The 23,457-nt window shown below is 69.9% G+C and carries 24 protein-coding genes and 1 pseudogene; 14 read left to right on the top strand and 11 right to left on the bottom strand.

Translation table 11 applies throughout. The features are described 5' to 3' along the window. Positions 1 to 10: 10 nt before the first annotated feature. Positions 11 to 1,702 carry an amylo-alpha-1,6-glucosidase gene (locus tag AW272_RS20595; protein ID WP_066367547.1) on the top strand — a complete coding sequence of 564 codons (1,692 nt, stop codon included), beginning with the start codon at positions 11 to 13 and terminating at the stop codon, positions 1,700 to 1,702. Between the two features lie 3 nt (positions 1,703 to 1,705). On the opposite strand, the gene AW272_RS20590 is transcribed toward AW272_RS20595, so the two are convergent. After that, positions 1,706 to 2,938 carry an NAD(P)/FAD-dependent oxidoreductase gene (locus AW272_RS20590; RefSeq protein WP_066367538.1) on the bottom strand — a complete coding sequence of 411 codons (1,233 nt, stop codon included), beginning with the start codon at positions 2,936 to 2,938 and terminating at the stop codon, positions 1,706 to 1,708. A gap of 113 nt (positions 2,939 to 3,051) precedes the next feature. Here AW272_RS20590 and AW272_RS20585 point away from each other — a divergent pair, with 113 nt between their 5' ends. Beyond that, positions 3,052 to 5,610, top strand: coding sequence for a 2Fe-2S iron-sulfur cluster-binding protein (locus tag AW272_RS20585; RefSeq protein WP_066367535.1), 2,559 nt, complete (start codon positions 3,052 to 3,054; stop codon positions 5,608 to 5,610). Here AW272_RS20585 and AW272_RS20580 read toward each other — a convergent pair. Next, a complete protein-coding gene (locus tag AW272_RS20580; RefSeq protein WP_066367533.1) occupies positions 5,607 to 8,459 on the bottom strand; it encodes an ATP-binding protein in 2,853 nt (950 codons plus the stop codon). The two genes, AW272_RS20585 and AW272_RS20580, sit on opposite strands and share 4 nt — an antisense overlap. A 140-nt stretch (positions 8,460 to 8,599) precedes the next feature. Here AW272_RS20580 and AW272_RS20575 point away from each other — a divergent pair, with 140 nt between their 5' ends. Continuing rightward, positions 8,600 to 9,304: an AfsR/SARP family transcriptional regulator gene (locus tag AW272_RS20575; RefSeq protein WP_066367527.1), complete on the top strand. Its 705-nt coding sequence runs from the start codon at positions 8,600 to 8,602 to the stop codon at positions 9,302 to 9,304. A 5-nt stretch (positions 9,305 to 9,309) separates the two neighbouring features. On the opposite strand, the gene AW272_RS20570 is transcribed toward AW272_RS20575, so the two are convergent. The 3 genes from AW272_RS20570 to AW272_RS20560 all read right to left on the bottom strand — a co-directional run bounded on the left by AW272_RS20570 (position 9,310) and on the right by AW272_RS20560 (position 11,652). Beyond that, positions 9,310 to 10,011, bottom strand: coding sequence for a helix-turn-helix domain-containing protein (locus tag AW272_RS20570; RefSeq protein WP_066367524.1), 702 nt, complete (start codon positions 10,009 to 10,011; stop codon positions 9,310 to 9,312). After that, positions 10,008 to 10,940, bottom strand: a complete 933-nt coding sequence (locus AW272_RS20565; protein ID WP_218010982.1) for a CPBP family intramembrane glutamic endopeptidase — start codon at positions 10,938 to 10,940, stop codon at positions 10,008 to 10,010. The genes AW272_RS20570 and AW272_RS20565 overlap by 4 nt, the downstream gene beginning before the upstream one ends. A 307-nt stretch (positions 10,941 to 11,247) precedes the next feature. After that, complete coding sequence (locus AW272_RS20560) at positions 11,248 to 11,652, bottom strand: RidA family protein (protein ID WP_066367523.1); 405 nt, start codon at positions 11,650 to 11,652, stop codon at positions 11,248 to 11,250. A 119-nt stretch (positions 11,653 to 11,771) separates the two neighbouring features. Here AW272_RS20560 and AW272_RS20555 point away from each other — a divergent pair, with 119 nt between their 5' ends. The 3 genes from AW272_RS20555 to AW272_RS20545 all read left to right on the top strand — a co-directional run bounded on the left by AW272_RS20555 (position 11,772) and on the right by AW272_RS20545 (position 13,806). Then, positions 11,772 to 12,152: a winged helix-turn-helix transcriptional regulator gene (locus AW272_RS20555; RefSeq protein ID WP_066367522.1), complete on the top strand. Its 381-nt coding sequence runs from the start codon at positions 11,772 to 11,774 to the stop codon at positions 12,150 to 12,152. Positions 12,153 to 12,264: 112 nt separating this feature from the next. Further along, the gene (locus AW272_RS20550) at positions 12,265 to 12,996 is read left to right on the top strand and encodes a MerR family transcriptional regulator (RefSeq protein ID WP_066367520.1); all 732 of its coding nucleotides are present in this window, start codon (positions 12,265 to 12,267) and stop codon (positions 12,994 to 12,996) included. Positions 12,997 to 13,083: 87 nt separating this feature from the next. Further along, positions 13,084 to 13,806 carry a GOLPH3/VPS74 family protein gene (locus tag AW272_RS20545; RefSeq protein WP_066367518.1) on the top strand — a complete coding sequence of 241 codons (723 nt, stop codon included), beginning with the start codon at positions 13,084 to 13,086 and terminating at the stop codon, positions 13,804 to 13,806. Between the two features lie 602 nt (positions 13,807 to 14,408). Here the strand turns inward: AW272_RS20545 and AW272_RS20540 are convergent. Beyond that, complete coding sequence (locus AW272_RS20540; protein ID WP_157518668.1) at positions 14,409 to 14,837, bottom strand: hypothetical protein; 429 nt, start codon at positions 14,835 to 14,837, stop codon at positions 14,409 to 14,411. A gap of 245 nt (positions 14,838 to 15,082) precedes the next feature. Between AW272_RS20540 and AW272_RS20535 the strand changes: the two genes are divergently transcribed. The 5 genes from AW272_RS20535 to AW272_RS20515 all read left to right on the top strand — a co-directional run bounded on the left by AW272_RS20535 (position 15,083) and on the right by AW272_RS20515 (position 19,697). Further along, complete coding sequence (locus tag AW272_RS20535; RefSeq protein WP_369408741.1) at positions 15,083 to 15,277, top strand: DUF4158 domain-containing protein; 195 nt, start codon at positions 15,083 to 15,085, stop codon at positions 15,275 to 15,277. 75 nt (positions 15,278 to 15,352) lie between these two features. Then, positions 15,353 to 16,621: an FAD-dependent oxidoreductase gene (locus tag AW272_RS20530; protein ID WP_157518667.1), complete on the top strand. Its 1,269-nt coding sequence runs from the start codon at positions 15,353 to 15,355 to the stop codon at positions 16,619 to 16,621. Between the two features lie 39 nt (positions 16,622 to 16,660). Next, positions 16,661 to 18,277 (top strand): thiamine pyrophosphate-dependent enzyme, encoded by a 1,617-nt coding sequence (locus tag AW272_RS20525; protein WP_066367504.1) that lies wholly within the window; start codon positions 16,661 to 16,663, stop codon positions 18,275 to 18,277. A 666-nt stretch (positions 18,278 to 18,943) separates the two neighbouring features. Then, positions 18,944 to 19,204, top strand: a complete 261-nt coding sequence (locus tag AW272_RS44215) for a hypothetical protein (RefSeq protein ID WP_218010981.1) — start codon at positions 18,944 to 18,946, stop codon at positions 19,202 to 19,204. Continuing rightward, positions 19,194 to 19,697, top strand: coding sequence for a tyrosine-type recombinase/integrase (locus AW272_RS20515; RefSeq protein ID WP_218010980.1), 504 nt, complete (start codon positions 19,194 to 19,196; stop codon positions 19,695 to 19,697). The genes AW272_RS44215 and AW272_RS20515 overlap by 11 nt, the downstream gene beginning before the upstream one ends. Before the next feature lie 71 nt (positions 19,698 to 19,768). Here AW272_RS20515 and AW272_RS45630 read toward each other — a convergent pair whose 3' ends face one another. Genes AW272_RS45630 through AW272_RS42165 form a run of 5 tightly spaced genes read right to left on the bottom strand, consistent with a single transcriptional unit; the run spans position 19,769 to position 21,872 of the window. Beyond that, a complete protein-coding gene (locus AW272_RS45630; RefSeq protein WP_275527304.1) occupies positions 19,769 to 19,903 on the bottom strand; it encodes a hypothetical protein in 135 nt (44 codons plus the stop codon). Further along, complete coding sequence (locus tag AW272_RS20510) at positions 19,900 to 20,346, bottom strand: TetR/AcrR family transcriptional regulator (RefSeq protein WP_066367502.1); 447 nt, start codon at positions 20,344 to 20,346, stop codon at positions 19,900 to 19,902. The genes AW272_RS45630 and AW272_RS20510 overlap by 4 nt, the downstream gene beginning before the upstream one ends. Positions 20,347 to 20,359: 13 nt before the next feature. After that, positions 20,360 to 20,821 carry a nuclear transport factor 2 family protein gene (locus AW272_RS20505; protein ID WP_083958503.1) on the bottom strand — a complete coding sequence of 154 codons (462 nt, stop codon included), beginning with the start codon at positions 20,819 to 20,821 and terminating at the stop codon, positions 20,360 to 20,362. Positions 20,822 to 20,881: 60 nt separating this feature from the next. After that, a complete protein-coding gene (locus tag AW272_RS20500; RefSeq protein ID WP_066367498.1) occupies positions 20,882 to 21,739 on the bottom strand; it encodes a LysR family transcriptional regulator in 858 nt (285 codons plus the stop codon). Next, complete coding sequence (locus tag AW272_RS42165; RefSeq protein ID WP_157518666.1) at positions 21,720 to 21,872, bottom strand: hypothetical protein; 153 nt, start codon at positions 21,870 to 21,872, stop codon at positions 21,720 to 21,722. Before AW272_RS42165 ends, AW272_RS20500 begins: the two co-directional genes overlap by 20 nt. A gap of 237 nt (positions 21,873 to 22,109) precedes the next feature. On the opposite strand from AW272_RS42165, the gene AW272_RS44210 reads away from it, so the two are divergent. The 3 genes and pseudogenes from AW272_RS44210 (at position 22,110) to AW272_RS20490 (ending at position 23,452) form a co-directional block, all read left to right on the top strand. Continuing rightward, complete coding sequence (locus AW272_RS44210) at positions 22,110 to 22,592, top strand: site-specific integrase (protein WP_218010979.1); 483 nt, start codon at positions 22,110 to 22,112, stop codon at positions 22,590 to 22,592. Positions 22,593 to 22,616: 24 nt separating this feature from the next. Continuing rightward, a pseudogene (locus tag AW272_RS44205) lies at positions 22,617 to 23,186 on the top strand (tyrosine-type recombinase/integrase); the annotation flags it as partial. Further along, the gene (locus AW272_RS20490) at positions 23,183 to 23,452 is read left to right on the top strand and encodes a helix-turn-helix domain-containing protein (protein ID WP_066367495.1); all 270 of its coding nucleotides are present in this window, start codon (positions 23,183 to 23,185) and stop codon (positions 23,450 to 23,452) included. The pseudogene AW272_RS44205 and the gene AW272_RS20490, both read left to right, overlap by 4 nt. Positions 23,453 to 23,457: the final 5 nt, after the last annotated feature.

Below are 23,457 nucleotides of genomic sequence, written 5' to 3'. Positions count from 1 at the left end.
CCACTTCCCCATGACCGCCGCCGTCACCGGCCCGGAGTTCTCCCTGCGGGAAATCCCGTTCAGCTTCCGCGGGTCCTGGTTCGGCTTCTCACCGGTCATCGGCGAGAACACCTACGCCCAGGACATCCACCTCGTCTCCCACCAGACCGGCATGCACCCCATCCTCCGGCTGGCCCCCACCACCGACAGCGTCGTCACCGCCACCCCCCACCAGCTCACCTGGGACTGCGACCCCGGCCGCATCGACCTCGCTTATGAGACCACCGACACCGTCCGCGTCCGCGGGCGCGGCGTCGACCTGCGGCTCCTGGCCGCCGACCTCGTCCTGACACCCTTCAGCGGCCCCTACTTCTTCCGGGACCCCCGCGACGGATCCGCGATCTTCACCGTCTACCAGACCGGCCGCCGCTACCGCATCACCCTGCTCGCCGGACGGATCACCGAACACCTGGGCACCCAGGAACTCGGCACCACCGAACGCGGCATCGTGGTCACCGGCGACTGGGACGAGTGGGAGATCGCCATCGAGGAGTTCGAGACCGCCCGCACCCCCTACACCAGCCCGCACGACTTCGACCAGGTCGCCGCCGCCGCCCGGGACGACTACCGGCACTACCTCGACACCGTCGCCCCCTGGCGTGACGACCGCACCCCCGCTGCCGAACTCGCCGTCTACGTGCTCTGGTCGGCCACCGTGGGCGCCGCCGGATTCGTCACCCGCCCCGCCGTCCTCATGTCCAAACACTGGATGGACAAGGTGTGGAGCTGGGACCACTGCTTCAACGCCATCGCCCTGGCCGAAGGCCTCCCCGCCCTCGCCTGGGACCAGTTCCGGCTGCCCTTCGACCACCAGGAAGCCACCGGAGCGCTCCCTGACTCGGTCACCCACTCCGAGATCCTCTACAACTTCGTCAAACCACCCATCCACGGCTGGGCCCTGCGCCACCTCCCCCCGCCACCCGCGCGGGAACGATCCGACACCTACCGCCTGCTCGAACGCTGGACCACGTTCTGGCTCGACGCCCGCCGCGTCCCCGGCCACGAACTGGCCCACTACCAGCACGGCAACGACAGCGGATGGGACAACGCCACCACCTTCACCCCCGGACGCGTCGTCGAAACCGCCGACCTGGCCTCCTTCCTGATCCTCCAGATGCGCACGCTCGCCCGCCTCGCCACCGAACTCTCCCTCCCCGGCGAAGCGACGCACTGGACCCAGGCCGCCGACCGGATGCGTGACGCCATGCTCACCCACCTGTGGCACGACGACCGCTTCACCACCCGCAGCGCGAGCTCCGGCGAGACCTGGACCAGCAGCAGCCTCCTGGACCTCATGCCGATCGTGCTGGGCGAAGAACTGCCCCACCACATCCAGACGGCCCTCGCCGCCAGGATCAAAACCCACCTGACCGAATACGGCCTCGCCACCGAACTGCCGACCTCACCCCACTACCAGGACGACGGCTACTGGCGCGGCCCCATCTGGGCCCCCTCCACGATCCTCATCGAGGACGGCCTGCGCCGCGCCGGCCAGACCGTCCTCGCCGACGAGGTCAGCGCCCGCTTCCGCGCCCTGTGTGAGAAATCGGGATTCGCGGAGAACTTCGACGCCCGCACCGGGGCAGGACTCCGCGACCGCGCCTACACCTGGACCGCCAGCGCCTATCTCATCCTGGCCGCCGCCCACATACGCCGGACTTGACGATCATGGTCTCAGGTCGTTCAGGACCGCGTCGGCCGCCCGCCGCCCCGACACCAGCGCCCCCTGGATGGACCCCGTGTCCCGGTGGTCGCCGCAGACGTAGAGCCCAGCCCCCAGGCGGACGCGACGGCGCAAGGGCATGGGCGGCGGCATCGACGGCAACGCCTCGGCGATCGCGTAGGTGGCGAGGTGGCGCCACTCCTGGACGTCCGTACCGTAGATCTCCTCCAGGCGGCCCCGCACGCGCGGCTCGGCGTCGTCACCGGCCGTTCCCAGCACCGACGTGGCGATGAGCGCCTCACCTGTGGCGCTGTACTCGGGAGCCGCGTCGGTCATGACCAGCGTGTCGGCGATGACGCCGTCGGCGTCGATCACCAGGATGGCCTCCGCGAGCGGAGACTCGGGTGCGGCGTGGTAGAAGGTGGTGACGGCCCGCATGGCGGGGGTGCGCAGGCCGGGCAGCAACGCCGCGGCGGCGCGCGGGTCGGTGGCCACCACCACGGCCGCGGCGGGCAGCTCCTCGCCGTCGTCCAGGATCACGCCCGTGCCGCTGACCGCCCGCACCGGGCACTCCAGACGCACGGCCCGCGCGGGCAGACGGCTCGCCAGCTGCGCCGGGATCTCGCCCATGCCCAGCGCCGGCACGGCGATGGTGCCGCGCGCGAACGACCGCCAGATCAGGTGGAAGACCCGGCTGGAGGTCTCCAGTTCCCGTTCCAGCAGCACACCGGCCAGGAACGGCCGGATCAGCCGCTCGGCCATCACCGGCGACATGCCCCAGTGACGGAGCTCGTCGAGGATGGTGCGCTCGGCGCCCGCGCGCAGCATCCGGGCGGGGAAGGCCAGATCGCGCGCGGTCATGGCGGCCAGGACCGCCTTGTCGACCGGGGTGCCGAGATCGGCGGTCAGGCCGGTGAGGGCGTGGCGCGGGTGCTTCCACGGCAGCATGACCCTTTCCCTGCCGCCGCCGGTGCGGAAGACCAGCATGCCCGAGTTGAAGGCGCGCAGCCGCAGCGCCCCGACGTCCAGCACGCGGGGCACCTCGGGATAACCGGTGTTCAGCACCTGGAAGCCGCGATCGAGCCGGAAGCCGTCCACCATGTCGGTGCGCATCCTGCCGCCCACCCCGTCCGCGGCCTCCAGCACGGTGACGGGCACGCCCGACCGGCGCAGCCGCACCGCGCAGGCCAGCCCGGCCAGCCCCGCGCCGACCACGATCACGGATCGCCGATTCATGACGCCTGCTGATGTTGGTGTGCCATGACCTGGTCGTACCCGACCTGCCGCCCTCACCCCCGACTTCACAACTCCTTCAGTCCTTATAAAGTCGGCTCCGGCAACCTCTCAGCATGGGTACGGATGAGGAAGCCGACGTCGTGGTGATCGGGTCGGGGATGGGCGGTCTCGCGGCGGCGCGCGCGATCGCGCAGTTCGGCGGGAAGCGGGTTCTCGTCCTCGAACAGCACTACACGCTCGGCGGGATGACACACGAGTTCTCCCGCGCCGGACGATTCCAGTTCGGCACCGGGCTGCACTACATGAGCACGGACGCCGGGCCTTTCCTCGAGTTCATGACCGACGGCCGGGTGCAGCTGTCTCCCCTGCCGGACGACTACGACGTCCTGCACTTCCCGGGATTCGATTTCGCCGTCCCCGCCACGCGGGAACGGTTCCGGGCGCGTCTGGCCGAACGGTTCCCGGCCGAGACTAGTGCCGTCGACGGCTTTCTCCGGACGACACGTCGCGCGTGGTCCGGGCTGGCGGCGCGCAATGTCCTGGCGTCGATGCCCGCAGGCCTGCGCAAGGTGGGTGCACCCGTCGTCGAGCGGCTCTTCCCGGAGGCGTACCGGTCGTTGCGGGATCAGGTCGTCCGCAGCTTCGACGATCCGCGTCTGCGGGCGGTTCTGGCCGCGAGGTGGGGTCTTTACGGTACGCCGCCGGCGTCGAGCGCCTTCGGCTATCACGCCGCGGTCCCGCTGACCTTCTTCATGGCAGGCACCGCGCACCCCGTGGGCGGGCCGAAGGAGCTGGGCCGGATCGTGCTGGAGATCCTTCAGCGGTACGACGTGGAGCTGCGCCCCCGGCAGCGCGTCGACCGGCTCGTCCTCGATCGCGGCAGGGTGACCGGGGTCGACGTCCAGGACACCGCCACCGGCCGCCGCTACCACGTGCGGACGGGCACCGTCGTCTCGGCGGCGGGGGTGCGCAACACGTACAAACTGATCGGGAAGAGTGAGGAACTGGCCGACCTGCCGGCGGAACCGTCGGCGATCATGCTGTTCCTCGGGCTGGACCGCTCACCGGCCGCGTTCGGGCTACGCGGCGAGAACCACTGGTTCATGCCCGACCTCGACGACCACGAAGGGTTCCGCCGTCCGCCCGGAGAAGGGGTGCTGTACGTCTCGTTCGCGTCGCTCAACAACCCGGCCGCCCGCTCCCACACGGTCGAGGTCGTGGAACTCGTCGATCCGGGGATGGTCGACCAGTGGCGTGGGATACCCGAGGGCGAACGGCCGGACAGCTACCGGCGGCTCAAGGAGGAGCTGACCGAACGGCTGATCGACCGCCTGGAAGGACAATGGCCCGGATTCCGTGACGCGATCGCGTTCGCCGAACTCGCCACGCCGCTGTCCTTCGAGACCTATCAGCGCAGCGTTCTCGGCTCCTTCTACGGGCTCTCGGCGACGCCCCAGCGGATGCGGTCACCGCGGGCCGGATCCCGTACACCGATCAAGGGCCTGTTCGTGGCCGGGCAGGACGCCTGGGGGCCCGGAGTGGTCGGAGCGCTGGCCGGCGGGCTGCTGGCGGCGAACGCGGTGCTCAGGCAACGGCAGCTCGGGACCATGTGGCGCACCATCCTGTCCCGCGGGGCGGCCCGGAACCCGGCCGTCCCGTGGCAGGGCTACCTGCGGGTGGCCTCGATCGAGGCATTGTCGCCGACCGTGCGGCGGATCCGCCTGGAACCGCTGACCGGCCGCTCCCTGCCGTTCACGTTCACGGCCGGGCAGTACGTCAAGGTCGATCTCCCGGTCGCGGCGGAGCCGATCGAACGGTCGTACTCGATCTGCAGCGGACCCGGCGAACGCCGCTTCGCCGAGATCTCCGTGAAGCTCGAACCGGACGGTCTCGGCTCCACGTTCCTGCACGAGGAACTGGCGGTCGGCGACGCGCTGAGGGTGAGCGGCCCGCATGGGGAATTCACCTGGGAACCGCACCCCGGCGCGTTGCTGCTGATTGGCGGTGGCGTCGGGATCACCCCCCTCATGAGCGTGCTGGTCGCAGCCACGGAAGCGGGTCACACCGGCCGGATCGTGCTGCTCGCCAGCTTCCGGACCGAGGCCGACGTGCTGTTCCGGCGGGAACTGGACGCCTTGCGGGAGCGGCTGCCGGGCCTCGAGGTGTCGATCTTCGTGACCGGGCGGGACGGGCGGATCGACGCGAACGCGCTCCGGGCCTTCGCCGGGGTGAGCCGCGTCCATCTCTGCGGGCCGGCGGCGATGATGCAGGACGTGATCGGCTACCTGACGGAACTGGAGCTGCCCCGGGAGGCGATCCTCACCGAGGCCTTCGTGTCGGGCCGCAGCAAGGAGACCCGCAGGGAGCGGGCGCACGTCATCGCCCTCGCCGCCGCGGCGGCAGGCGTCACCGCGTACAAGATCGGCATGGCCGACGGCGAACCGGCGTTCCTCTGCTCACCCGGTCAGTCGGTCCTCGACGGGGCCAACGCCGCCGATGTCGCGTTGCCGCAGTCGTGCGGCGAGGGCGCGTGCGGCACCTGCCGGGTACGGGTGCTGTCCGGCGCCTACGAGACCGACACCCGCGGGATGTTCTCCGCCGCGGAACTGTCCGAGGGGTGGCGGCTGGCTTGCCAGACACTGCCCACCGAGGATCTGACGATCGGCCGCTAGTCCTCCGCGTTCGGAGGCCAGGCCGTGACGGTCGCGCCCATCGCGACGAGCGCGGCCTCGCCCCGGGCGCGGTCGGCCCCGCCGATGGCGACGAGCGTGCGAGCCCACTGGTAACGGCATCCGGCGGCTTCCAACGCGGCGGCCGCCAGGCCCAGTCCGGCCCGGTCGTCGGCCCTGTCGCCGGTCAGGGCCTCGGCCCGGGTCACGATGGCGGCGGCGATGGGGTTGTCCGCGGTGGCCAGGCCCGCGCGGCGGATGCGGTCACGGGCGTCGGGATGGCCGGTGACCACGGCCGCCTCGGCCCACAGCGCCGCGTACCACGGCCGCCACATCCCGCTGGACCAGGTCCGAAAGTGCTCCGGAGGCGTGTGGAGCAGGTCGAGCGCGGCCTCGCCCCGGCCCCGGTGCAGCAACAGGAGCGCGTCGAAGAACTCGTTGAAGTGGATCGCCGACAGCGGCTGGCCCGGGGTCGCCAGTGCGTCGACGATGTCCAGCCAGGCGGCCCTGGCGCCATCGTCCCCGCACAGGCCGTGCACCGTCGCCGCCGCGTAGGCGGCACGGGTGAGGTTCCCGGCGCGCGGCCGCCCGGCCTGCTCCCATCCCTCCCGGAACCGCTCGGCCAGCACGAGGGTCTCGTCCCAGTCGCCGGCCAGGGCGGTGACGACGACCAGCCGGGACGTGGCCAGATGGCCTTCCTCGCGATGAAAGGGCAGATCGCGGATCCGTTCGGCCATCGCCCTGGCGGTTGGCAGGTCGCCGACGGCGGTGGCGCACTCGGCGGCCATGTAGAGCGAATCGAAGACCTCGAGCCCGGATATGGCCGTCATGCGCAGCCGATCCAGAATCTCGGTGCGCCGAACCGCGCTGGCCAGCGCGGCGCGTAGCTCGCCACGGGCCAGCTGGATCGCTGTCAGCGCGTCCAGCGCGGCACTCTCGGCCAGCGGGTCGCCCGCCTGGCGCGCCAGCGCAATGGCCCGCCCGGCCACTTCGGTGGTGGCCGGATCGGTGTAGTCGCCGGCGCAGGCCGCAGCGGTCAGCAGCCGGGACTCGGCCACTTCGGTGGTGGCCGGATCGGTGTAGTCGCCGGCGCAGGCCGCAGCGGTCAGCAGCCGGGACTCGGCCACCGTGCTGCCGTCGGTGAGCGCCCGCCCGCGGGCGAGCAACTCGGCCGCCCAACCGTCCTGCGGCGCCGTCGCCATCAGCCCCACCGCACGGTGGCACAGCTCGGCGGCCTGGGCGAGGTCAGCGGCCGCGCCGGCCCGGTCGCCCGCTTCGACGGCCGCATCGGCCGCGGCCACGTGCAGCCGGAGCGCGTCGTCGCCGAGGTGCCGCGACAGGGCCGCGCCCGCGGCGCTGCGCAAGGCGGCCGCGGCTTCGCCCGCGTCCGCCGCCAGGTCCGCCGCCTGCTCGTACCGCGCCTGGGCCTCGCCGGGCAGTCCACGCGCGAACGCCATCTCGGCCAGCCTGATCGCCAGCCGGTACCCCCGCGCCCGATGCGAGCCGCCGGCCGCCGCCCGGCGCAGCGCGGCGCGCAGCTCGTCCGCCACCTCATCGAACCGGCGCCGCCAGGCCGGGTCGTCGCCGGAGGGCAGCCCGGCGGCGACGGCGGTGTCCAGGCACCAGGCCAGGTGACCGGAATGAGCCCGATCCAGCTCGCCCTCATCGGCCAAACGCGCGGCGCCGTACTGCCGGATCGTCTCCAGCGCCCGGTAGCGGGTCCCGGCCTCGTCCACGACCGCGACCAGGAGGCTCTGATCGGTGAGCCGGGCCAGCGCCGCCGTGACGGCATCACCGGACACCGGCGGCCGGCCCGCGCACACGGCCCGCGCCGCGACCGGGGAGAACGCCGCCGCGAACACGGAGAGCCTGCGCAGCAACGCCTGATCCGCCGCGTCGAGCAGGGTGTAACTCCAGTCGAGCGCCGACCGCATCGAACGGTGCCGGTCGTTCGCGCGCGGGCCACCGGCCAGGAGGTCCATCTGGTCGGTCAGGCCGGCTTCGATGCCGTCCAGGCCGAGCGACGGCACGCGGGCGGCGGTGAGCTCGATGGCCAGCGCCATGCCGTCGAGCGCGCGGCAGATCTCGGCGACCCGGCCGGTGTCCGTCGCCGCCACCGGACTGCCGGCCGCGGCCGCGCGTGCCAGGAACAACTCCACCGCGTCACCCGCCTCGACGGACAGACCGGGCACCGCAACCACCTGCTCGAAGGGCACCAGCAGCCGGGCGCGGCTGGTGAGCAGCATCGACAGCCCGGGACTGCCGGTGAGCAGCCGCTCGGCCAGCGCCGGCATCCCGTCGAGCAGGTGCTCACAGTTGTCGAGCACCAGCAGCGCCTGCCGGGACCCCAGCCAGCCCAGGACGGTGTCCTCGCTCGACCGGCCCTGGCGCTCCCCGAGGCCGAGGGCCGCCGCTATCGCCGGCGCCACCATCGCCGGATCCGTCACGGGCACCAGATCGACGTACCAGGCGCCGTCGGCGTACCGGCCGGCGACATCGATGATGACGTTCAGCGCCAAGCGTGTCTTGCCGACCCCGCCCGGCCCCACCGCGGTCACCAGACGGTGCGCGCCGAGCGCACGGGCCAGGACGGCCCGTTCAGCCTCCCGGCCGATGAACGAGGTCAGCGCCGCGGGCAGCCGCGGTGTCACCGGGTTCGCCGTCTTCCCGGCGGCCGCCAGTGCCCTGCGGCCGTCCACCTGAAGTTTGCGCATCAGGGAGGAGACGTGGCTTTCCACGGTGCGGACCGAGATGAACAGCCGGGCGGCGATCTCGGCGTTCGTCAGGCGCTCCCCGAGCGCGGCCAGCACCTCGGCCTCGCGTGCCGACACGTCCGACCCGGAACCCGTCATCCGCAGCCTTCATCGAGATCCTTGTTGACGGCCAGCGTACCGGGCGGTTTTCACTGAGTCGTTTTCCGTACCCGCCACGGATGCGGCCGGTGCGGGCCCCGGGATTGACTGACCGGAATTGATCCCCTGAGGAGCGGCACATGCTGACGATCCGGCTGCTCGGCCGACCGGTCCTGGAACGCGACGGCGAGCGACTCCGCCCACCGCGTGGACGTAAGACCTGGGCGCTGCTCGGCTACCTCCTGCTCGCCGAGTGCGCGCCGAGCCGCACGCACCTGGCCAGGCTGCTGTTCGACAACGCCGCCGACCCGCTGGGCGCGCTGCGGTGGACACTCACCGAACTGCGCCGCGCCGTCGGCCTGCCGGGGATGCTGAACGGCGACCCGCTGACCCTCGCGCTGGGCGCGGACGTGGAGGTCGACGTCCACACGCTCACCAAGGGTCCCACCGATACGGTGTCGCTGCTGCGGCTCGGCGGCGAACTGCTGGAAGGCGCGGAACCGGTGGCCAGCACGGAGTTCGACCACTGGCTGCTGCTCGAACGCCACCGCCTCGCCTCGATCGTCGAACAGCGCCTGCGCCGTACGGCCGCCACCCTGCTCCGGGACGGCCACGCCCGCGAAGCCGTCGTGTACGCCGGCCGCGCCGTGGCCCGCAACCCCCTGGCCCAGGCCAACCAGGAACTCCTGATCCGTGGCCTGGCCACGTCCGGCGACCACGCGGCGGCCCTGCGCCAGATCGGCCTGTACGAGCGCGCGCACCGCCTGGAACTCGGCGTCGACGCCCCGGCGAACCTGCGCGTGCTGGTCGCGCCCGCCGCCTACGGGTCGGTCCGAACGGGGTGATCGCGTCAGCCGCGGCTGGTTGTACTGATCACCTGTGCCCGGCGAAGCACGTCGATCTGGGCGCGGTTGTAGAGGGCTTCGAGAGCACGGCCGAGGGCAACCCGGGCCTGCCGCGGCGCGGAGTCCTTGAGTTCCAGAGTGACCGGGTGATCGATGAACGGCGCGAGCTGCTCGGCGAGGCTCTGCCGCGTGATGTCGTCGGCGTCCTCGGGCAGGTCGCGGAACTCCTCGTCCAGGGCGACGTTGGGGCGTGCCTCAAGGGTCCGCCGTACGGCGTCCATCGACTCATCCGAGAACAGCTGGGCGTAGATCGTGAGGAGCGCGCGGTCGTTGTCGCGCAGGTCCTCCGCGACGCCGCTGAACCCGGTCGGCACGTCCGCTGACGCGCCCGGCTCGGACAGCGTGGCCAGCACCCGCCGGATGTCCTGGAGCCGCTCCACCGTCGCCTCGAGCTCGGCGTCGATGGTGCGGAAGACCGAGGCCTGACGGTCGGGGTCCGCTCCCATCGCGGCCACCTGGGCGAGCGGCACGCCCAGCCCGGTCAGTCGCTTGATCCGCAGAAGCCTCGTCAGGTGGCGGACCTCGTATCGCTTGTAACCGTTGGGTTCGCGGTCAGGTTCGTCGAGCAGGCCGATCTCGTGGTAGTAGCGCACCGTCTTCACCGTGGTCTCCGCGAGCTCGGCTATCTCGCGAGTACTCCAGGTCATGAGTCGCCCGCCCGGCCCGCGGCTCGTGCTCGCCGCTCGCGCACCCAGACCAGGACGACCATGCCGACGTCGACAGCGGCCAGGATCAGCAGGGACGCGTCGCCGGTGTCGGTGGATCGGTCGAGGGGGAACGCCTCGCCGTCGGCCATCAGCGTGTTGACGGTCGTCGCCAGGACGTTGTTGGCGACGTGGAACGCGATCGGCGCCTCGACGCCCCCGCTGATGATCGCCATCAGCCCGGTGCAGACACCGATCACGACGTAGTAGCCGAACAGCCAGGGGTCGGTCGACCCGTGAACCACAGCGAAGGCCAGGCTGGAGACCACGAGCCCGACGACCAGAGCCGGGCGGACCGCACGCACCCAGGACGCGGCGGCGGGCAGCACGGCGCTCCGGAACATCAACTCCTCCCCGGCGGCCTGTATCGGGGTGGTCAAAAGGATGATCACCAGCATGGCGACCGTCGTGGCGCTCACACCGAAGGCGGTCCAGCCCGGCGCGTCGGGGGCGACCAGCGCCACGACACCGATCCCGGCGCCCACCAGCAGCGCCGCGCCGAGCAGATACTCCGCCAAGCGGCGCGCGTCGAACGCTCGCGGCGCGCTGATCAGGCTGCGCCACGGCACCTCCGCCATCCACGCCAGGAGCACGATCGCCAGCACACCCGCGGCGCCCACGCTCAGGTTGACGGCCAGGAACTTCAACGGCGTGAAGCCGGCTGCCAGCGGGTCGTCGCTGCCCTCGATGACGCCGACGATCTGGTAGAGAGCGACCTGCAGGACCACCATCACCAGCGAGGGCACGATGATGACCACGAGCGGTTTCCACCAGCTCATGCGGAGGTGCGCGCCGAACGGCCGGGCGCGCCCCTGCACCGAGGGACTTGACACGGGGTGCGGGCGACCCGCCGCGTCTCGTGGTGCATCCATCAGGAAGTTCCTCTCAGGTTCGGGCCGGTTGCTGCGCTAGTGAGCGAACACCATGCCCTGGGGGCACACTCAAGTCGTCCAGAGCGAACACGCTGTTCTCGGAACGGGGTCAAGCGCGTCGAAGCCGGGCGCGTGCTCCATCGCTGGCGCGACCAGGGGCTCTACCGCCCGCTTGGATCTACGTCGGCAGGTGCAGCCCGACCGACAGCGCAGCTGGTGTGGCGGGGTCAGGGCAGCGGCCAACCCGCTCTCCATGCCGACCGCACGGCAGCGGCTGCGATCGCAGCCGTCCAAACCGGTGTCAGCTTCAGTCGATGATCGCGGTGACTTCGGCCTCGATGAGGATGCCGGGCTCGAAAAGCACGTCCACCCCGATCAGTGCGGCCGGTGGCGTGGCGATGTCGAACTCGCGGGCGGCCTGTTCGATGCCCGCGTTGAAGGCGTCGTACATCTCTCTCTTCCAGCCTGCGGCGTACCACGTGACGCGGACGACGTCGTGAAACGTCGCTCCGGCCGCGTCCAGCGCCTTGGCGACGTTGCGGTAGACCTGGGTGACCTGGCCGGCGAGGTCACCCGGCGCCACGAGCTCGCCGCGCTCGTCCCAGGCGACCTGTCCCGCGATGTGGACCTGCCTGCTCCCCGTCGCCACCGCGACGTGATGGTAGAGCGGGACTTGGAACTGCCTGTCAGGGTTGATGAGCGAAACAGCCACGAGATCTCCTGATTGATCGAGGCCCGGAGGGCGCCTTTACTCTCTTGCGGTTACTCAGGAACCATAGGAGAGTGTTCGCTGAAGTGGAAGAACGCACCTTTTAGAGACTAGGGAACCTCATGGTGACCAAGAAGTTCGCCGGCACGGCTGATGAAGCGGACCTGAGACGCGCGGACTCCCTGGCGCGGGAGATCTTCTCGGACGTCGCCAACAAGTGGGCGCTGCTCATCATCGAGGCCCTCGGTGAGCGCACCCTGCGCTTCAGCGAGCTACGCGACGAGGTCGAGGGCATCAGCCACAAGATGCTCACCCAGAACCTGCGCATGCTGGAGCGCAACGGCCTGGCCACACGGAAGGTGCACCCCACCGTGCCACCCCGAGTCGAATACACCCTCACCGAGCCGGGCCAGGCCCTTCGCGCGACGGTCGATCTCATCTGCGGCTGGACCCACCAGCACTTCGGCCACATCGAGACCGCCCGCCGGCGCTTCGACGCCTGACTGCAGTCGCCTTTCCGAAGTGATCGATGCGGAACATGCTACGATCGATTTCTGTATCGATCGATACAGAAATAGGCATCGCAACGTCACCACGACGCGCGAGGGAGACGATGTGACCTGGAGCACACGCGAACTCGCGCAACTCGCCGGCACGACGGTGAACACCATCCGGCACTACCACCGGCTCGGCCTGATCGAAGAACCGAGACGCCGCTACAACGGCTACAAACAGTACGGCGTGCAAGATCTCGTACGCCTCCTGCGCATCCGACGCCTCACCGAACTGGGCGTGCCGCTCTCCCGGATCGGCGAGATCGGCGCGGACGGGGACCTCACCCCCGACGACCTGCGCCAGGTCGACGCCGAACTCGCGGCCGACATCGAGCGCCTGCAGCGGGCCAGGTCCGGCATCGCGGCCATCCTGCGCGACGGCGCGCCGGCCGACACGCCCGCGGGGTTCGAGTCCGTCGCCGGGCGCCTGTCCGGCCCCGACAGCTCGATCATCCACATCTACAGGCAGCTGTACGACGAGGACGCGATGACCGATCTGCGACGCATGGTGGAGGCCGACACCGACCCCATCGGCGACGACATCGATTCCCTGCCGCCCGACGCGGACGAAGCCACCAGACAGCGCCTCGCCGAGAAACTCGCCCCGACCCTCGCCCGGCACCTCGCCGACTACCCCTGGCTGAGCGACCCGGCAGCGCATCTGTCCAAGAGCGAGCACCTCCCGCGGCAGACCTTCATCGACGCGGTCGTCGAGCTTTACAACCCCGCTCAGATCGACGTGCTACGCCGCGCAAGCGTTCTCGCCCGCGAGGCGGGCAACGACCGCCGTTGACCCTGTTCCCAGAACACGGTTTCTCCTTGGGGACACGATTCCCCGGCCGGGACGGCCTGAGCCGCCCTCCGTCGAAAGGCACGACCGATGACCGACAACAGAACCGAGACCGAGCCGCTCGGGGCCCCGACCCTGGCGGAGGATCTCCTGCTGCTTCTGTTCCAGCCGGACGCCGGGTCGCAAGGCACCGGGATCATCGCAGGTGAGAACACACTCTTCTACGTTCTCGCGGGCGCGGTGCTCGCCGATCTCGGGCTTGGCGAGCATGTGCGAACCGTTCCCGGCCGGGGCGGATCGACACGGGTGGAGGCCGTCGCGGACCACCCGCCGTCGGACCCCATCCTGCGATCCGCGTGGGACTACCTCGCCGAGAAACCCCGAGGCGTCCAGACCGCGCTCGCGGCGATCGGGCCCACCTTGCGCGGCCCGCTGCTCGACCGGCTCGTCGAACGCGGCGACATCCGGCGGGCCAGCCGCAAGACCCTCGGCCTGTTCAACACGAAGGTCCTCGAAGACGGCGGAACCGGGCGCCGGGCGCACCTCCTGTCCGACGTACGGGCCGTGCTCGTCGACGGCGCGGAACCGCAGCGCCGGATCGCAGCCCTCGGAGCACTGCTCTCGGGAAGCGGGACCCTCCCCCAGTTCCATCGTGAGATTCCCTGGACCACTTCCGTGATCACCCGCGCCAAGCAACTCGAACAAGGCGACTGGGGCGCCGGAGCCGCCGCAGAAGCGGTCACACGCACCATCACCGCGACCATCGTCAGCAATGTCATCGTCGCGGCGGCCGTCCTGCCGAGTGGTGAGTGACATCTCAGCAGGGAGAGGGACGCGCATGGGCACTTACGCAGTGACGGGGTCGGGGATGGGCGCCGCGGTGACCGGGCGGCTCCGTGCGGCCGCTGAGGTCCGCCGGGGGCCGGTAGGCGGCAACGGCACGGCGTGCGTACTCCGGGTCCAATCGCTGGAGATGCCTGGCTCAACGTACTAGTCACAGGCGTCTCCCTGACCAGGAGTTACACCGTTCGGCCTACATGCCGGACGAACCCCAGGAAGCGCACGGAGAGCTCCAGAGGACCTCTCTCGATCTCCTGCTTGGTGGGCCACTCCCTCCCTATAGGGCTCCCCTGCCGGCAAACTCGGCTTCCTTGTCGTTGAGGGTGTGTGGGTTTAATTGGTTGGGTATGCAAAAAACCTGGCGCCTTTACAAAGTAGATTTATAAGCGAGACTCCTAGATTCGTCGGCGGGCGATTCGGCGTACCAGGCGCCGGCAAGTGATCCCGGCCCTCGCAGCCCGGTCGAGCACTGGGTGCCCTCGCACCTGGAGGCGAACTCCCCCAGCCCGGGATCGGCGAGCCTGCCCTGTCCAGGTCCCCCATCAGCTGAGTCTCGTCGTGGCTCCATGCCACGGTCACGACTCCGCGCCGTTGCGGAGCGGGGTACAGCCGTCCTCCGGGGATGGAGACGCGTGGTTGATGATCGCGGCGAGATCGTTGAGCGTTTGGGCGGCCTCCACCCGAGTGGTCAGGTGGCCGATCGAATGCGCGGCGGTGTTGCGCATGTCGCAGATCGCCCGTTCGACGGCACAGGTTTGCCCTGCCCGCACAGCAGGCCCAGGTGACGTGCCCAGTCGTACAGGCCCCTTGAGCATGCCGTTGAAAGCGATGCTGATGAAACGATCGGAGCGCGGCGGCGGCGTTCGCCCGGCCGAACCGGTCCTTCTCCACGCCGTGCGCAGGAAGCCCCAGGTCACCCGGACGCCGAAGATCTGCTCAACCAGCACCTGGACGGCGTGGAGCATCGGCAGCAGCCGGATCACGATCCGGCCGGTGACGACCATGATGACCATGATTGTGCTCACGAGGAGGAAGGCGAGCCCCCGGCCGGGGGCATGCCCGATCCGGGCGGACGGTGCCGGGCAGCGTCTCTTGAGCGGCACTAAGAAATATCCCTTGAGTTCCTCGGAGCCTCTTCGGCCGCTCTAACCCCAGGAACTGGGCTTATGCGCTGGCGCTCCGGCTTGTTCAGGAGTTGATGAGACTTCAGGGATTCTGAAGACCTATCGTTCTGGGCGTTCGTCTTGCTGTGAAAGTGAAGGCGAGGTGCCCGGAGATTGGCAGGGACGAGCCAGCGAGGTTCTTCACCCTGACTCCGGCGGATGTCGCGTTCGTCGATCCCGGTCGGGGCCGTGGTCCGGCGGACCGGCTCGGCTTGGCCGTGGCGTTATGCACGCACGTTGCCACCGTCGTCGGGGAGCTGGTCGGAGCAGTGCGAGCGTGAGACAGGTTACGCGGTGCCTGAACTGACCAAGTAGGTCATCCTGCACTTCCTCAAGTGCTCGGCCTATGTGTCGCAGTGGCGGTCACCGTGTCCCCGCGATGCGCCGCCCTCGCGCAGCCGCAGAAAACAACTGCCCTGCGCCGAGTCAAGCCTTGGTTGCGGCGGGGGCTGGTGTCGCCGACGCCGGGTACGAGTGCCGACGGCCCCCAATCGCAAGTAGACACGATGAGTCAGGGGGCTGGCCCGATGCACCTGCGGGAGCTCACCAATCTGCCGACACCCGACTTCGCCTTCGATCCGAACGTGCCCGGGGCGTGCGTCACCGGGGTGCGGCCTTATCGCGAGGGAACCTTCCGGCTGAACTCCGAGCGGGTGTCCGGCCGGTTCATCGTTCACAACTACGGCCACGGTGGCGCCGGCATCTCGTTGAGCTGGGGCTGTGCAGCCAAGGTGAAGGACATGGTCAGCCAGTTCCTTGCCGTCTCGCCCCAGACAGAGGTAGCGGTGCTCGGCGCCGGCGTCATGGGCCTGACCGCCGCCACGATGCTGCTCGACCTGGGGCTCAAGGTCAAGATCTTCGCGGATCGCAAGCCGGTGGACACCACGTCGTTCAAGGCCGGCGGCCAGTGGGCCGTGTCCGTCGTCGAGACCGCCATGAACCAGCAGGACCTGAAGGCGATCATCAAGACGTCCTACACGACCTTCAAGGACAGCATCGGCAAGGGTTTCGGTGTCTCCGAGCGGCCCAACTACTCCCCCAAGCCGGCCGACGGTCTGGACATGGTGCTGGACCTCCTGCCCGGCCTGCTGCCGGCCCGCCAGCGACTGGACCGCCTGCCGTTCCAGAACCACGCCCAGCCGGGATTCCTGTATCAGACGCTGCTGATCGAGCCGCCCATCTTTCTCCCGCGGCTGGAGTGCGACCTGAAGGCGCGCGGCGTCACCTTCGTGGACAAGTGTTTCGCCACCAAGGCCGACATCTTCGCGACGGTGCCACAAAAGATCATCATCAACTGCACCGGGATGGGCGCGAAGGAGCTGTGGAACGACACGAAGCTGGTCGGGGTCAGAGGCTACCTCGCGATGTTGCCGGCGCAGCCGAACCTGCAATACCTCTACAGCCGCAACGGCTACATGTTCCCGCGCTCCGACCACGTCGTCATCGGCGGCACTACCGACTGGGACAAGGAGGACGAGGACCTCAACCCGGCCGAATGCAAGAAGCTGGTGAACGTCATCGCCGCCGCGTTCGGTCAGGCGGCGCCCGTGCCGATGCCCATGAACCACATCGATGACCCTCGCAACAGGCGGCTGGTCGACTCCAGGCTCTCTGTCTCCGACTGACCGATCCCCGCCGCGGCGGGCCTGCACTGGAGCGTCATCGTGGCCTTCACTGTCGCCGACTACGTGCTCAAGAGGCTGACCCAGCAGCGCGTCGACACGCTGTTCGGCGTGCCCGCCGCCTACTGCGCGGGGCTGTTCGACGCGGCCGGCCGAAACGGCGTCAAGCCGATCGTCACCGCGAGCGACCTCGAGGCTGGCTACGCGGCTGACGGCTACGCCCGGACCAAGGGTCTCGGCGCGGTCGCGGTCGCCAACGGCGCGGGCATGCTCAGCATGGTCAACGCCATCGCCGGCGCCTTCGTCGAGCGCAGCCCGGTCGTCATCGTCAACGGCGGCCCCAACGCGACCAATCTCGCCAACCTCAGGGACTTCGACGTCCTGTTCTCGCACTCGACCGGGCAGCCCGACCACGACCTGCGCACGTACAGGCTGGTCACCGCGAGCGCGACGCGCGCCGGAACGGCCGCCGCGGTGCCGGGCGTGGTCGACGCCGCGATCGCCACCGCCGTCAAGCGCAAGCGGCCGGTCTACATCGAGATCAACAGGGACATCTGGACGGCGCCCTGCCCGGCCCCATCCGGGTCCCTGCCGGTCACCGAGCCGCCGGCGGGCACCGAGGAGCAACTCGCCGACACGATCGTCGGCCTGGTGCGCGCCGCGACGTTGCCGCTGGTCCTGGTCGGCATCGAGATCCAGCGCCACGGGCTCGCCGACAAGGTCGCCGACCTGATCGCCAGGCTCGGTGTGCGCTGGTCGGTCCAGTTGCCGGCCAAGGGAGTGTTGCCCGAGCAGGGCGACGGCTGGGTCGGCGTCTACGCCCCGCCGCACTCGCTGCCCGCCGTGAACGCCATCGCGCAGGCCGACCTGCTCGTGATGCTCGGCTGCGTGTTCCCGAGCAGCTACGCCACGCTCATCCGCACCGGCACGAACCGCGTCATCACTGCCTACGACGGCAAGGTGAAGATCAAGAATGCCGCCAAGCAGAGCGCGCAGCTCGACGCCCTGGTCACCGCCCTGGTCACCGAGGCCGCGAAGGCGGCGCCGCGACCGGTACCGGCCGCCGTCGACCCGGTCACGCCCGCAGCCGAGGGCCCGCTGACCTATCGCCAGGTGTTCGAGCGCATCGGCGCCGCGCTGGACCCGTCCTGGCTGGTGATTCCCGACACCTTCCTCGGCATCCATTCAGCCGCCAACCTGCCGATCAAGGGCCGCGACGGCTTCCTGTGCGGGGCCGTGTGGGCCTCGATCGGACACTCGGTGGCCGCAGCGGTCGGGGCGTCGTTCGGCTCGACCCGCCGCCCGCTGGTCATCTGCGGCGACGGTGGCTTCCACATGACCGCCCAAGCGCTGTCCACCATGGTCCGCTACGCACGCAACCCGGTCGTGGTCGTGATCGACAACGGCATCTACGCCTTCGAGCAGTTCCTGCTCGACGCCGACTACTTCAGCGATCCCGCCACCCAGCCGAAGCCGTACGTCGTCCTCAACCGCTGGGACTTCGTCAAGTTCGCCAACGGGCTCGGCGTGCAGGCCGCCCAGTCCGTCACCACTGCGGCGGCCCTCGACCAGGCGCTCGCCACGGCGAAGGCGTCCAACGCGCCCGCTCTGATCGTCACGAAGGTCAACTCGCGTGACCTACCCGCGGAACTCGGCTGACCCCGCGTCGTCGCCGGGCCCAGGATTGTCGGTGCTCATCTCGGGGCACTCTCGTCGATGGCCGTGGTTCGGAGGATGTCGGCCTGGCGGGCGTGCTCAAGGGCCGGCAGTTCGACGCCGGGCCAACACAGCCAACCCGCACCTGCTCATCAACCAGCAGACGGCGATGGAAACCGGCCCGGTCAGCAAGGTCCATCTGACCGATTCCTTCCTAGGCCAAGCTGCCACTCTGGAGCGGTTACGCGTCCAACGACAACTTGATGAGGCACTCGCCGTTGGACCTGATCCGCTCCACCTTGCGGCCGTCTTCGGTCTTGATCCCAAGACCGCCATCCGCTACGCCGAGAACGCCCGCGCCCTGATCATCTCCCGGTCCGAGGAACAAGACCCACCAGTCGAGACGAACCCAAGGGCCCACAGCCCAGATAGAGCATGAAGAACCACCAGTTCATCCTGAGAATCCTTCAGTTCGCCTGAACTCTGGGCTTTCTAGGGGTGTCGTTAACGGATGTGTCACCAGCCCCAAACGAGCGACTCTTCCCAGGTCAGGACATTCACGCGGAAGGGGCATCCATGCTGAGGCACGCACTTGCGCTGAGATGTGGGCGCGACGCGACGTGAAGGTTTGACGCTCGCCCAGTGACTGCTTGAGTGCCATAGGCGTGGTTGACCACGAGCTTCATCGCCGCCAGCTGGGCGGCAGTCGCGGCCACTTCAGCTTCCAGCCGGTCGAACGACGCGCTCGGCTCAGCGTGCGGGTGGTGGCGTGACCAGGGCTGGCTGGCCGGCGACCCGCTGCGCCGGATCCGCCGCCGCTCGCGCACGCCGGACCGGACGCGGGCGCTGGCTCGGGCGGAGGTCGAGACGCTGCTGACCCGCCCGGTGCTGGACCTGCGCGAGCGCACCCTTGTGGCGGTTGCTGTATGAAAGCGCCGCCCGAGCCGAGGAGGTCCTGGCCCTGGACACCGGCGAGCTCGACCTGCGCAACCGGCGAGCGAAGGTACGGCGCAAGGGCGGCGCGATCGACGTCGTCGTCTGGCGCACCGCCACCGCCCGGCTGCTGCCCCGCCTGCTGGCGGGACGCCGGGTGGGGCCGGTCTTCCTCACCGAGCGGCGGGCCCGCCTGGCTTTGCCGCCGGCGGACCTGGATCCGGACTCGGGCTGGGCCCGGTTGTCCTACCGGCGGGCGGCCGAGTGCTTCGAGCAGGCCACCGTGGGCCTGCCCGGCGGGCCGTGGACATTGCATCAGCTCCGTCACAGCGCGCTGACCCATACCGCGGAGGAGGGTGCCAACACCTCTACTCTGCTGGCGTATTCGGGGCACACGTCGGTCGCCTCGCTTGCGCGTTACGCGCGGGTCTCCCCCGAGGCGCTGGCCCGCTGGCAGGAGGGGCGCGATCCGGCCGCCCGGAGACGCTGATTCCACGGGAATCAGGGGACCCCGTCGACTCCCACTGGCAAACGCCGGAACGTTACGAGTCCCCGCATGTTTCATCCGCTGACGGCCTCCAGGATCTTGATCGCGGTGGCGACGCCGTTCTCCGCGCGTACCGTCTCGCCCAGCGCTGTGGCGTGCGCGGCCATGTCCGCCACCCTGATCGCCGCGACCACCGCTGCCGCCGTCACCTCGGCGGAGAGGCCGTCTCCGCCGGTCCGTTCCTCGATGGCCTCCGCCAGCGGCCCCTCGGCCACGGTGAAGGCCCGCAGTGCCTCGCCCTCAGCTCGGGAGTCAGCATGATCATGCGCAGCCCGGCCCTGTCGGGTTCCGGGTCGGTGAACAGACCGACCATCGCCTCGGTCACCGCCACGTCGAGCGGTTCGTCGGCCGGTCTGGCCCTCAGCGCGTCGCCCGCGCGTTTGGCCTGGTCGGCGTGGTGGCCGCAGATGGCCTCTTCCCTGCTGGAGAAATAGTTGTTGTACGTCCGAGCCGACACCCCCGCCGCCGAGGCGATGTCGTGGACCCGGACGAGCGCCAGCCCGCCCGGCCCGAATTCGACGGCCAGGCGCAGGGCGGCGGTCGTGATGGCCTCGCGGGTGGCCTTCTTGTTGCGGGCCCGCAGGTCGTTCATGAAGGCAGCATATTCAGCCGACGTAGCGCCCGACGCAGTCGGTGAAGGCGCCGTCGGCGACCGCGCAGTCGTAGGTGAAACGTTCCCCGCCGCCGGAGCCGGTCGTGAAGTCGTAGCGGGCCACCACGCGGTCGGCGCCCGCACCGGGGGTGACGTCGAGCAGTGTGTAGGTGCCGCCGGCCTCGATCACCTCGGGAACCAGGAAGCGGTCCATGATCTCGGCACGGCCGGAGTAGATGCGCCCGACGCTGTCGAACCGGGCCGACTCCGCGAACATCGCGCCGACACCTCGGGCGTCGCCGGCGTTGATCGTCTTGACGAAACGGTCGACCAGGGCGCGCTGTTCCGTGGCGACGGCCGCCGGGGCGCTCTCCGCCGGAGGAGTGGCCACCGCCTGTGCTCCCGAATCTCCCGGATCTCCCGAACATCCGCTCACCAGGGCCGCCGCGACTAAGCCGATCACGAGTCTCTTCATGCACTCGATTCTTCAAAAGCACGTGACCGGCCGTCCAAGACCTGCCGTCATCACCGATGGCTATGGGAGTGCCGCCAGAAAGGCCCGTACCGCCGGACGGCGGTCGGCGGCCCGCCAGGCGATCGCCAGTTCGGCCGGGGTCAGGCCGGTGACCGGGCGGCACACCACGCCCGGACGCCGATAGAGCTCGGTGTTGCCCTCCGCCAGCAGGGCCACGCCCAGCCCACCGGCGACCGCCTCGAAGACCTCGTCGGCCGACGACACCTCACCTCCGACGATTGCCCGGGGCCGGACGTCGAGCCCGAGCCAGAAGTCACGGAGCGGCCCGGAGGAGGCGGGCAGGGCGAGGAAGGGTTCGGCGTCGAGTTCGGCGAGGTCGATCTCGTCGCGGCCGGCCAGCCGATGACCTTCCGGCAGCGCCGCGAACTTGCGTTCGGTGGCCAGGACGCGCACCTCCAGCCCGGCGGGTACGGGTAGCCAGACGTAGGCCAGGTCGCTCGACCCGTCGGCGAGGCCGCCGCTGGGATCGTCCCAGCTCACCAGCCGCAGGGAGACGGCCCAGCCGGGCATGCGGTCGCGGAAGCGCCGTAGCGTGTCGCGTTGCAGGTCGCGGCCCACGGACGTGTGCATGCCCACCACCAGCGTCTCCGCCGGCGCCGCCGCTCGGGCGGTCTCCATGCCTTCGGTCCACCGGGCCAGCAGGTCGCGGGCCACCGGAAGCAGCGCGGCGCCCTGCGGGGTGAGGGTCACCCCGGCCGGTTCGCGGTCGAACAAGGAGAAGCCGAGGTGCCGTTCGAGGGCGCGGATCTGCTTCGACAGCGCGGGCTGGGACACGAAGAGGCGTTCGGCCGCGCGGGTGAAGTGGAGGTCTTCGGCGACGGCGACGAAATAGCGGAGGTCACGCAGGTGTGCGTCCATAGAATTCGGCGAGGGCGGTGCAGGCGGCCTTCGGCTCCCACCGTAGACGGTCGCCGAGCACCTTCACCAGGCCCGCACTCGCGACGTCGAGCTCCTCCGGCAGGTCCCACCGGGCGAAGGTGTACCAGAACACCCGTCGGCCCCCTCTTCGTCGAGGATCGTCAGCACCTCGCGCAGGTAGCGGGACTGCTCCTCCTAAGAAATATCCCCTTGAGTTCCTCCGAGGCTCTTCAGCCGCTCTAACCGCAGGACCTGGGCGTATGTGCTGGCGCTCCGGCTTGTTCAGTAGTTGATGAGACTTCAGGGATTCTGAAGACCTATCGTCCTGGGCGTTCGTCTTGCTGTGAGGGTGAAGGCGAGGTGCCCGGAGTTGGCGCTGGCTGTGGTGAAGGATCTTCGAGTGGCGCGTGCCCCGGCCACTGCGGAGGACCTGGAGGCGTTGGAGACCGACGTGCTGGCGGGCTTCGTGCTGGCGCGGGCGGCAGCGGGTCTGTCGGACGGGACGATCTCTTCGGACGTGACGCACCTGGAGCAGATCCGGGCATGGCTCGGCCGGCTGCTGTGGGAGTTGGAGCCGGCCGACGCCGACGTCTACTTCGGCAAGGTGTTGCGCAGCACAGCGAAGGGCACGCGGCTGTCGCGGGCGCAGGCGTTGAAGACGTTCTTCCTGTTCCTGGAGCTACGGCACAAGGTCGAGATTCACCAGATGACCGGCCGGGTCGTCGAATGCCCGATCGACGAGATGAATCGGCCCCGCGGCCGCCAGCAGGCCAAGCTCCGTATCGCACCGACCGTCGAGCAGGTCGGCCGGCTGTTCGCCGGTTGGCGGCAGGAACTGGCGATGTGTCGGTAGTTCGCACCGGCCGCGAGGAACTACACGGCTTGCCGGCTGATGGCCGAGGTCGGGCTGCGGGTCAACGAGACCTGCAAGCTCGACCTGCCCGACATCAAGTGGGGTCTCGGGCGGTTCGGCAAGCTCCACGTCCGCCTGGGCAAGGGCGCCCGCGGTTCGGGCCCGAGGGAGCGGATGGTCCCGCTGATCAATAACGCGCAAGGAACGCTGCGCTGGTTCGTGGAGGACGTCTGGGGTCAGTTCGGCGACGACCACACCCGGCCCGGCGTTCCGCTGCTGCCCTCGGAACGGAAGAACGCCGATGGGACCTCGGCGCGGGCCGGGGACGAGACGATCCGGGCTGCGCTGGCCAGGGCCGCCGCGACACACCTGCCGGACTGGCCCGATGTCGTCACCCCGCACGTCCTGAGGCACTTTTGCGCCTCTCAGCTCTATGCCTCCGGGATGGACCTGATCGCGATCCGGCAGCTCCTGGGTCACGCCTGGATTGCCACGACCATGAACTACGTGCACGTCACCGGCACCCACGTCGAAGACGCCTGGCTCGCCGGCCAGCGGCGAGCCGCCACCCGGCTGGAAGGACTACGGCGATGAAGTGGAACCTGCGGCTGGCCGCTGCCAACCGCGGCATCTGGAAAGCCAGCGAGCTCCAGCGGATGCTCGCCGACCACGGCCTGGCCATCAGCGCCGGAAAGATGTCCGGCCTGTGGTCCGGGGAACCGGCCAGCGTCAAACTCGACGACCTCAACATCATCTGCGCCGTCCTCGGCTGCGGAGTCGAGGAACTCCTCATTCCCCAGCCCGGGAAGGTCCAGCGGGCCGGGCAGCAGGAGCAGCCCGCCGCGGCCGGACAGAGCTGACCCGC

The sequence above is a fragment of the Herbidospora mongoliensis genome (assembly GCF_001570545.1).
In the GTDB taxonomy this organism is placed as follows: Bacteria; Actinomycetota; Actinomycetes; order Streptosporangiales; family Streptosporangiaceae; genus Herbidospora; species Herbidospora mongoliensis.
This window is presented reverse-complemented; position numbering and strand designations above follow the sequence as displayed.

Coding starts and splice junctions, on each gene's coding strand:
- AW272_RS20510 (WP_066367502.1), bottom strand. CDS start 20,346: ATGAACGACCTGCGGGCCCGCAACAAGAAGGCCACCCGCGAGGCCATC.
- AW272_RS20540 (WP_157518668.1), bottom strand. CDS start 14,837: ATGGTCGTCACCGGCCGGATCGTGATCCGGCTGCTGCCGATGCTCCAC.
- AW272_RS20555 (WP_066367522.1), top strand. CDS start 11,772: ATGGTGACCAAGAAGTTCGCCGGCACGGCTGATGAAGCGGACCTGAGA.
- AW272_RS20505 (WP_083958503.1), bottom strand. CDS start 20,821: ATGAAGAGACTCGTGATCGGCTTAGTCGCGGCGGCCCTGGTGAGCGGA.
- AW272_RS20590 (WP_066367538.1), bottom strand. CDS start 2,938: ATGAATCGGCGATCCGTGATCGTGGTCGGCGCGGGGCTGGCCGGGCTG.
- AW272_RS20580 (WP_066367533.1), bottom strand. CDS start 8,459: ATGACGGGTTCCGGGTCGGACGTGTCGGCACGCGAGGCCGAGGTGCTG.
- AW272_RS20565 (WP_218010982.1), bottom strand. CDS start 10,940: ATGGATGCACCACGAGACGCGGCGGGTCGCCCGCACCCCGTGTCAAGT.
- AW272_RS20545 (WP_066367518.1), top strand. CDS start 13,084: ATGACCGACAACAGAACCGAGACCGAGCCGCTCGGGGCCCCGACCCTG.
- AW272_RS20570 (WP_066367524.1), bottom strand. CDS start 10,011: ATGACCTGGAGTACTCGCGAGATAGCCGAGCTCGCGGAGACCACGGTG.
- AW272_RS20595 (WP_066367547.1), top strand. CDS start 11: ATGACCGCCGCCGTCACCGGCCCGGAGTTCTCCCTGCGGGAAATCCCG.
- AW272_RS20585 (WP_066367535.1), top strand. CDS start 3,052: ATGGGTACGGATGAGGAAGCCGACGTCGTGGTGATCGGGTCGGGGATG.
- AW272_RS20490 (WP_066367495.1), top strand. CDS start 23,183: ATGAAGTGGAACCTGCGGCTGGCCGCTGCCAACCGCGGCATCTGGAAA.
- AW272_RS20575 (WP_066367527.1), top strand. CDS start 8,600: ATGCTGACGATCCGGCTGCTCGGCCGACCGGTCCTGGAACGCGACGGC.
- AW272_RS20500 (WP_066367498.1), bottom strand. CDS start 21,739: ATGGACGCACACCTGCGTGACCTCCGCTATTTCGTCGCCGTCGCCGAA.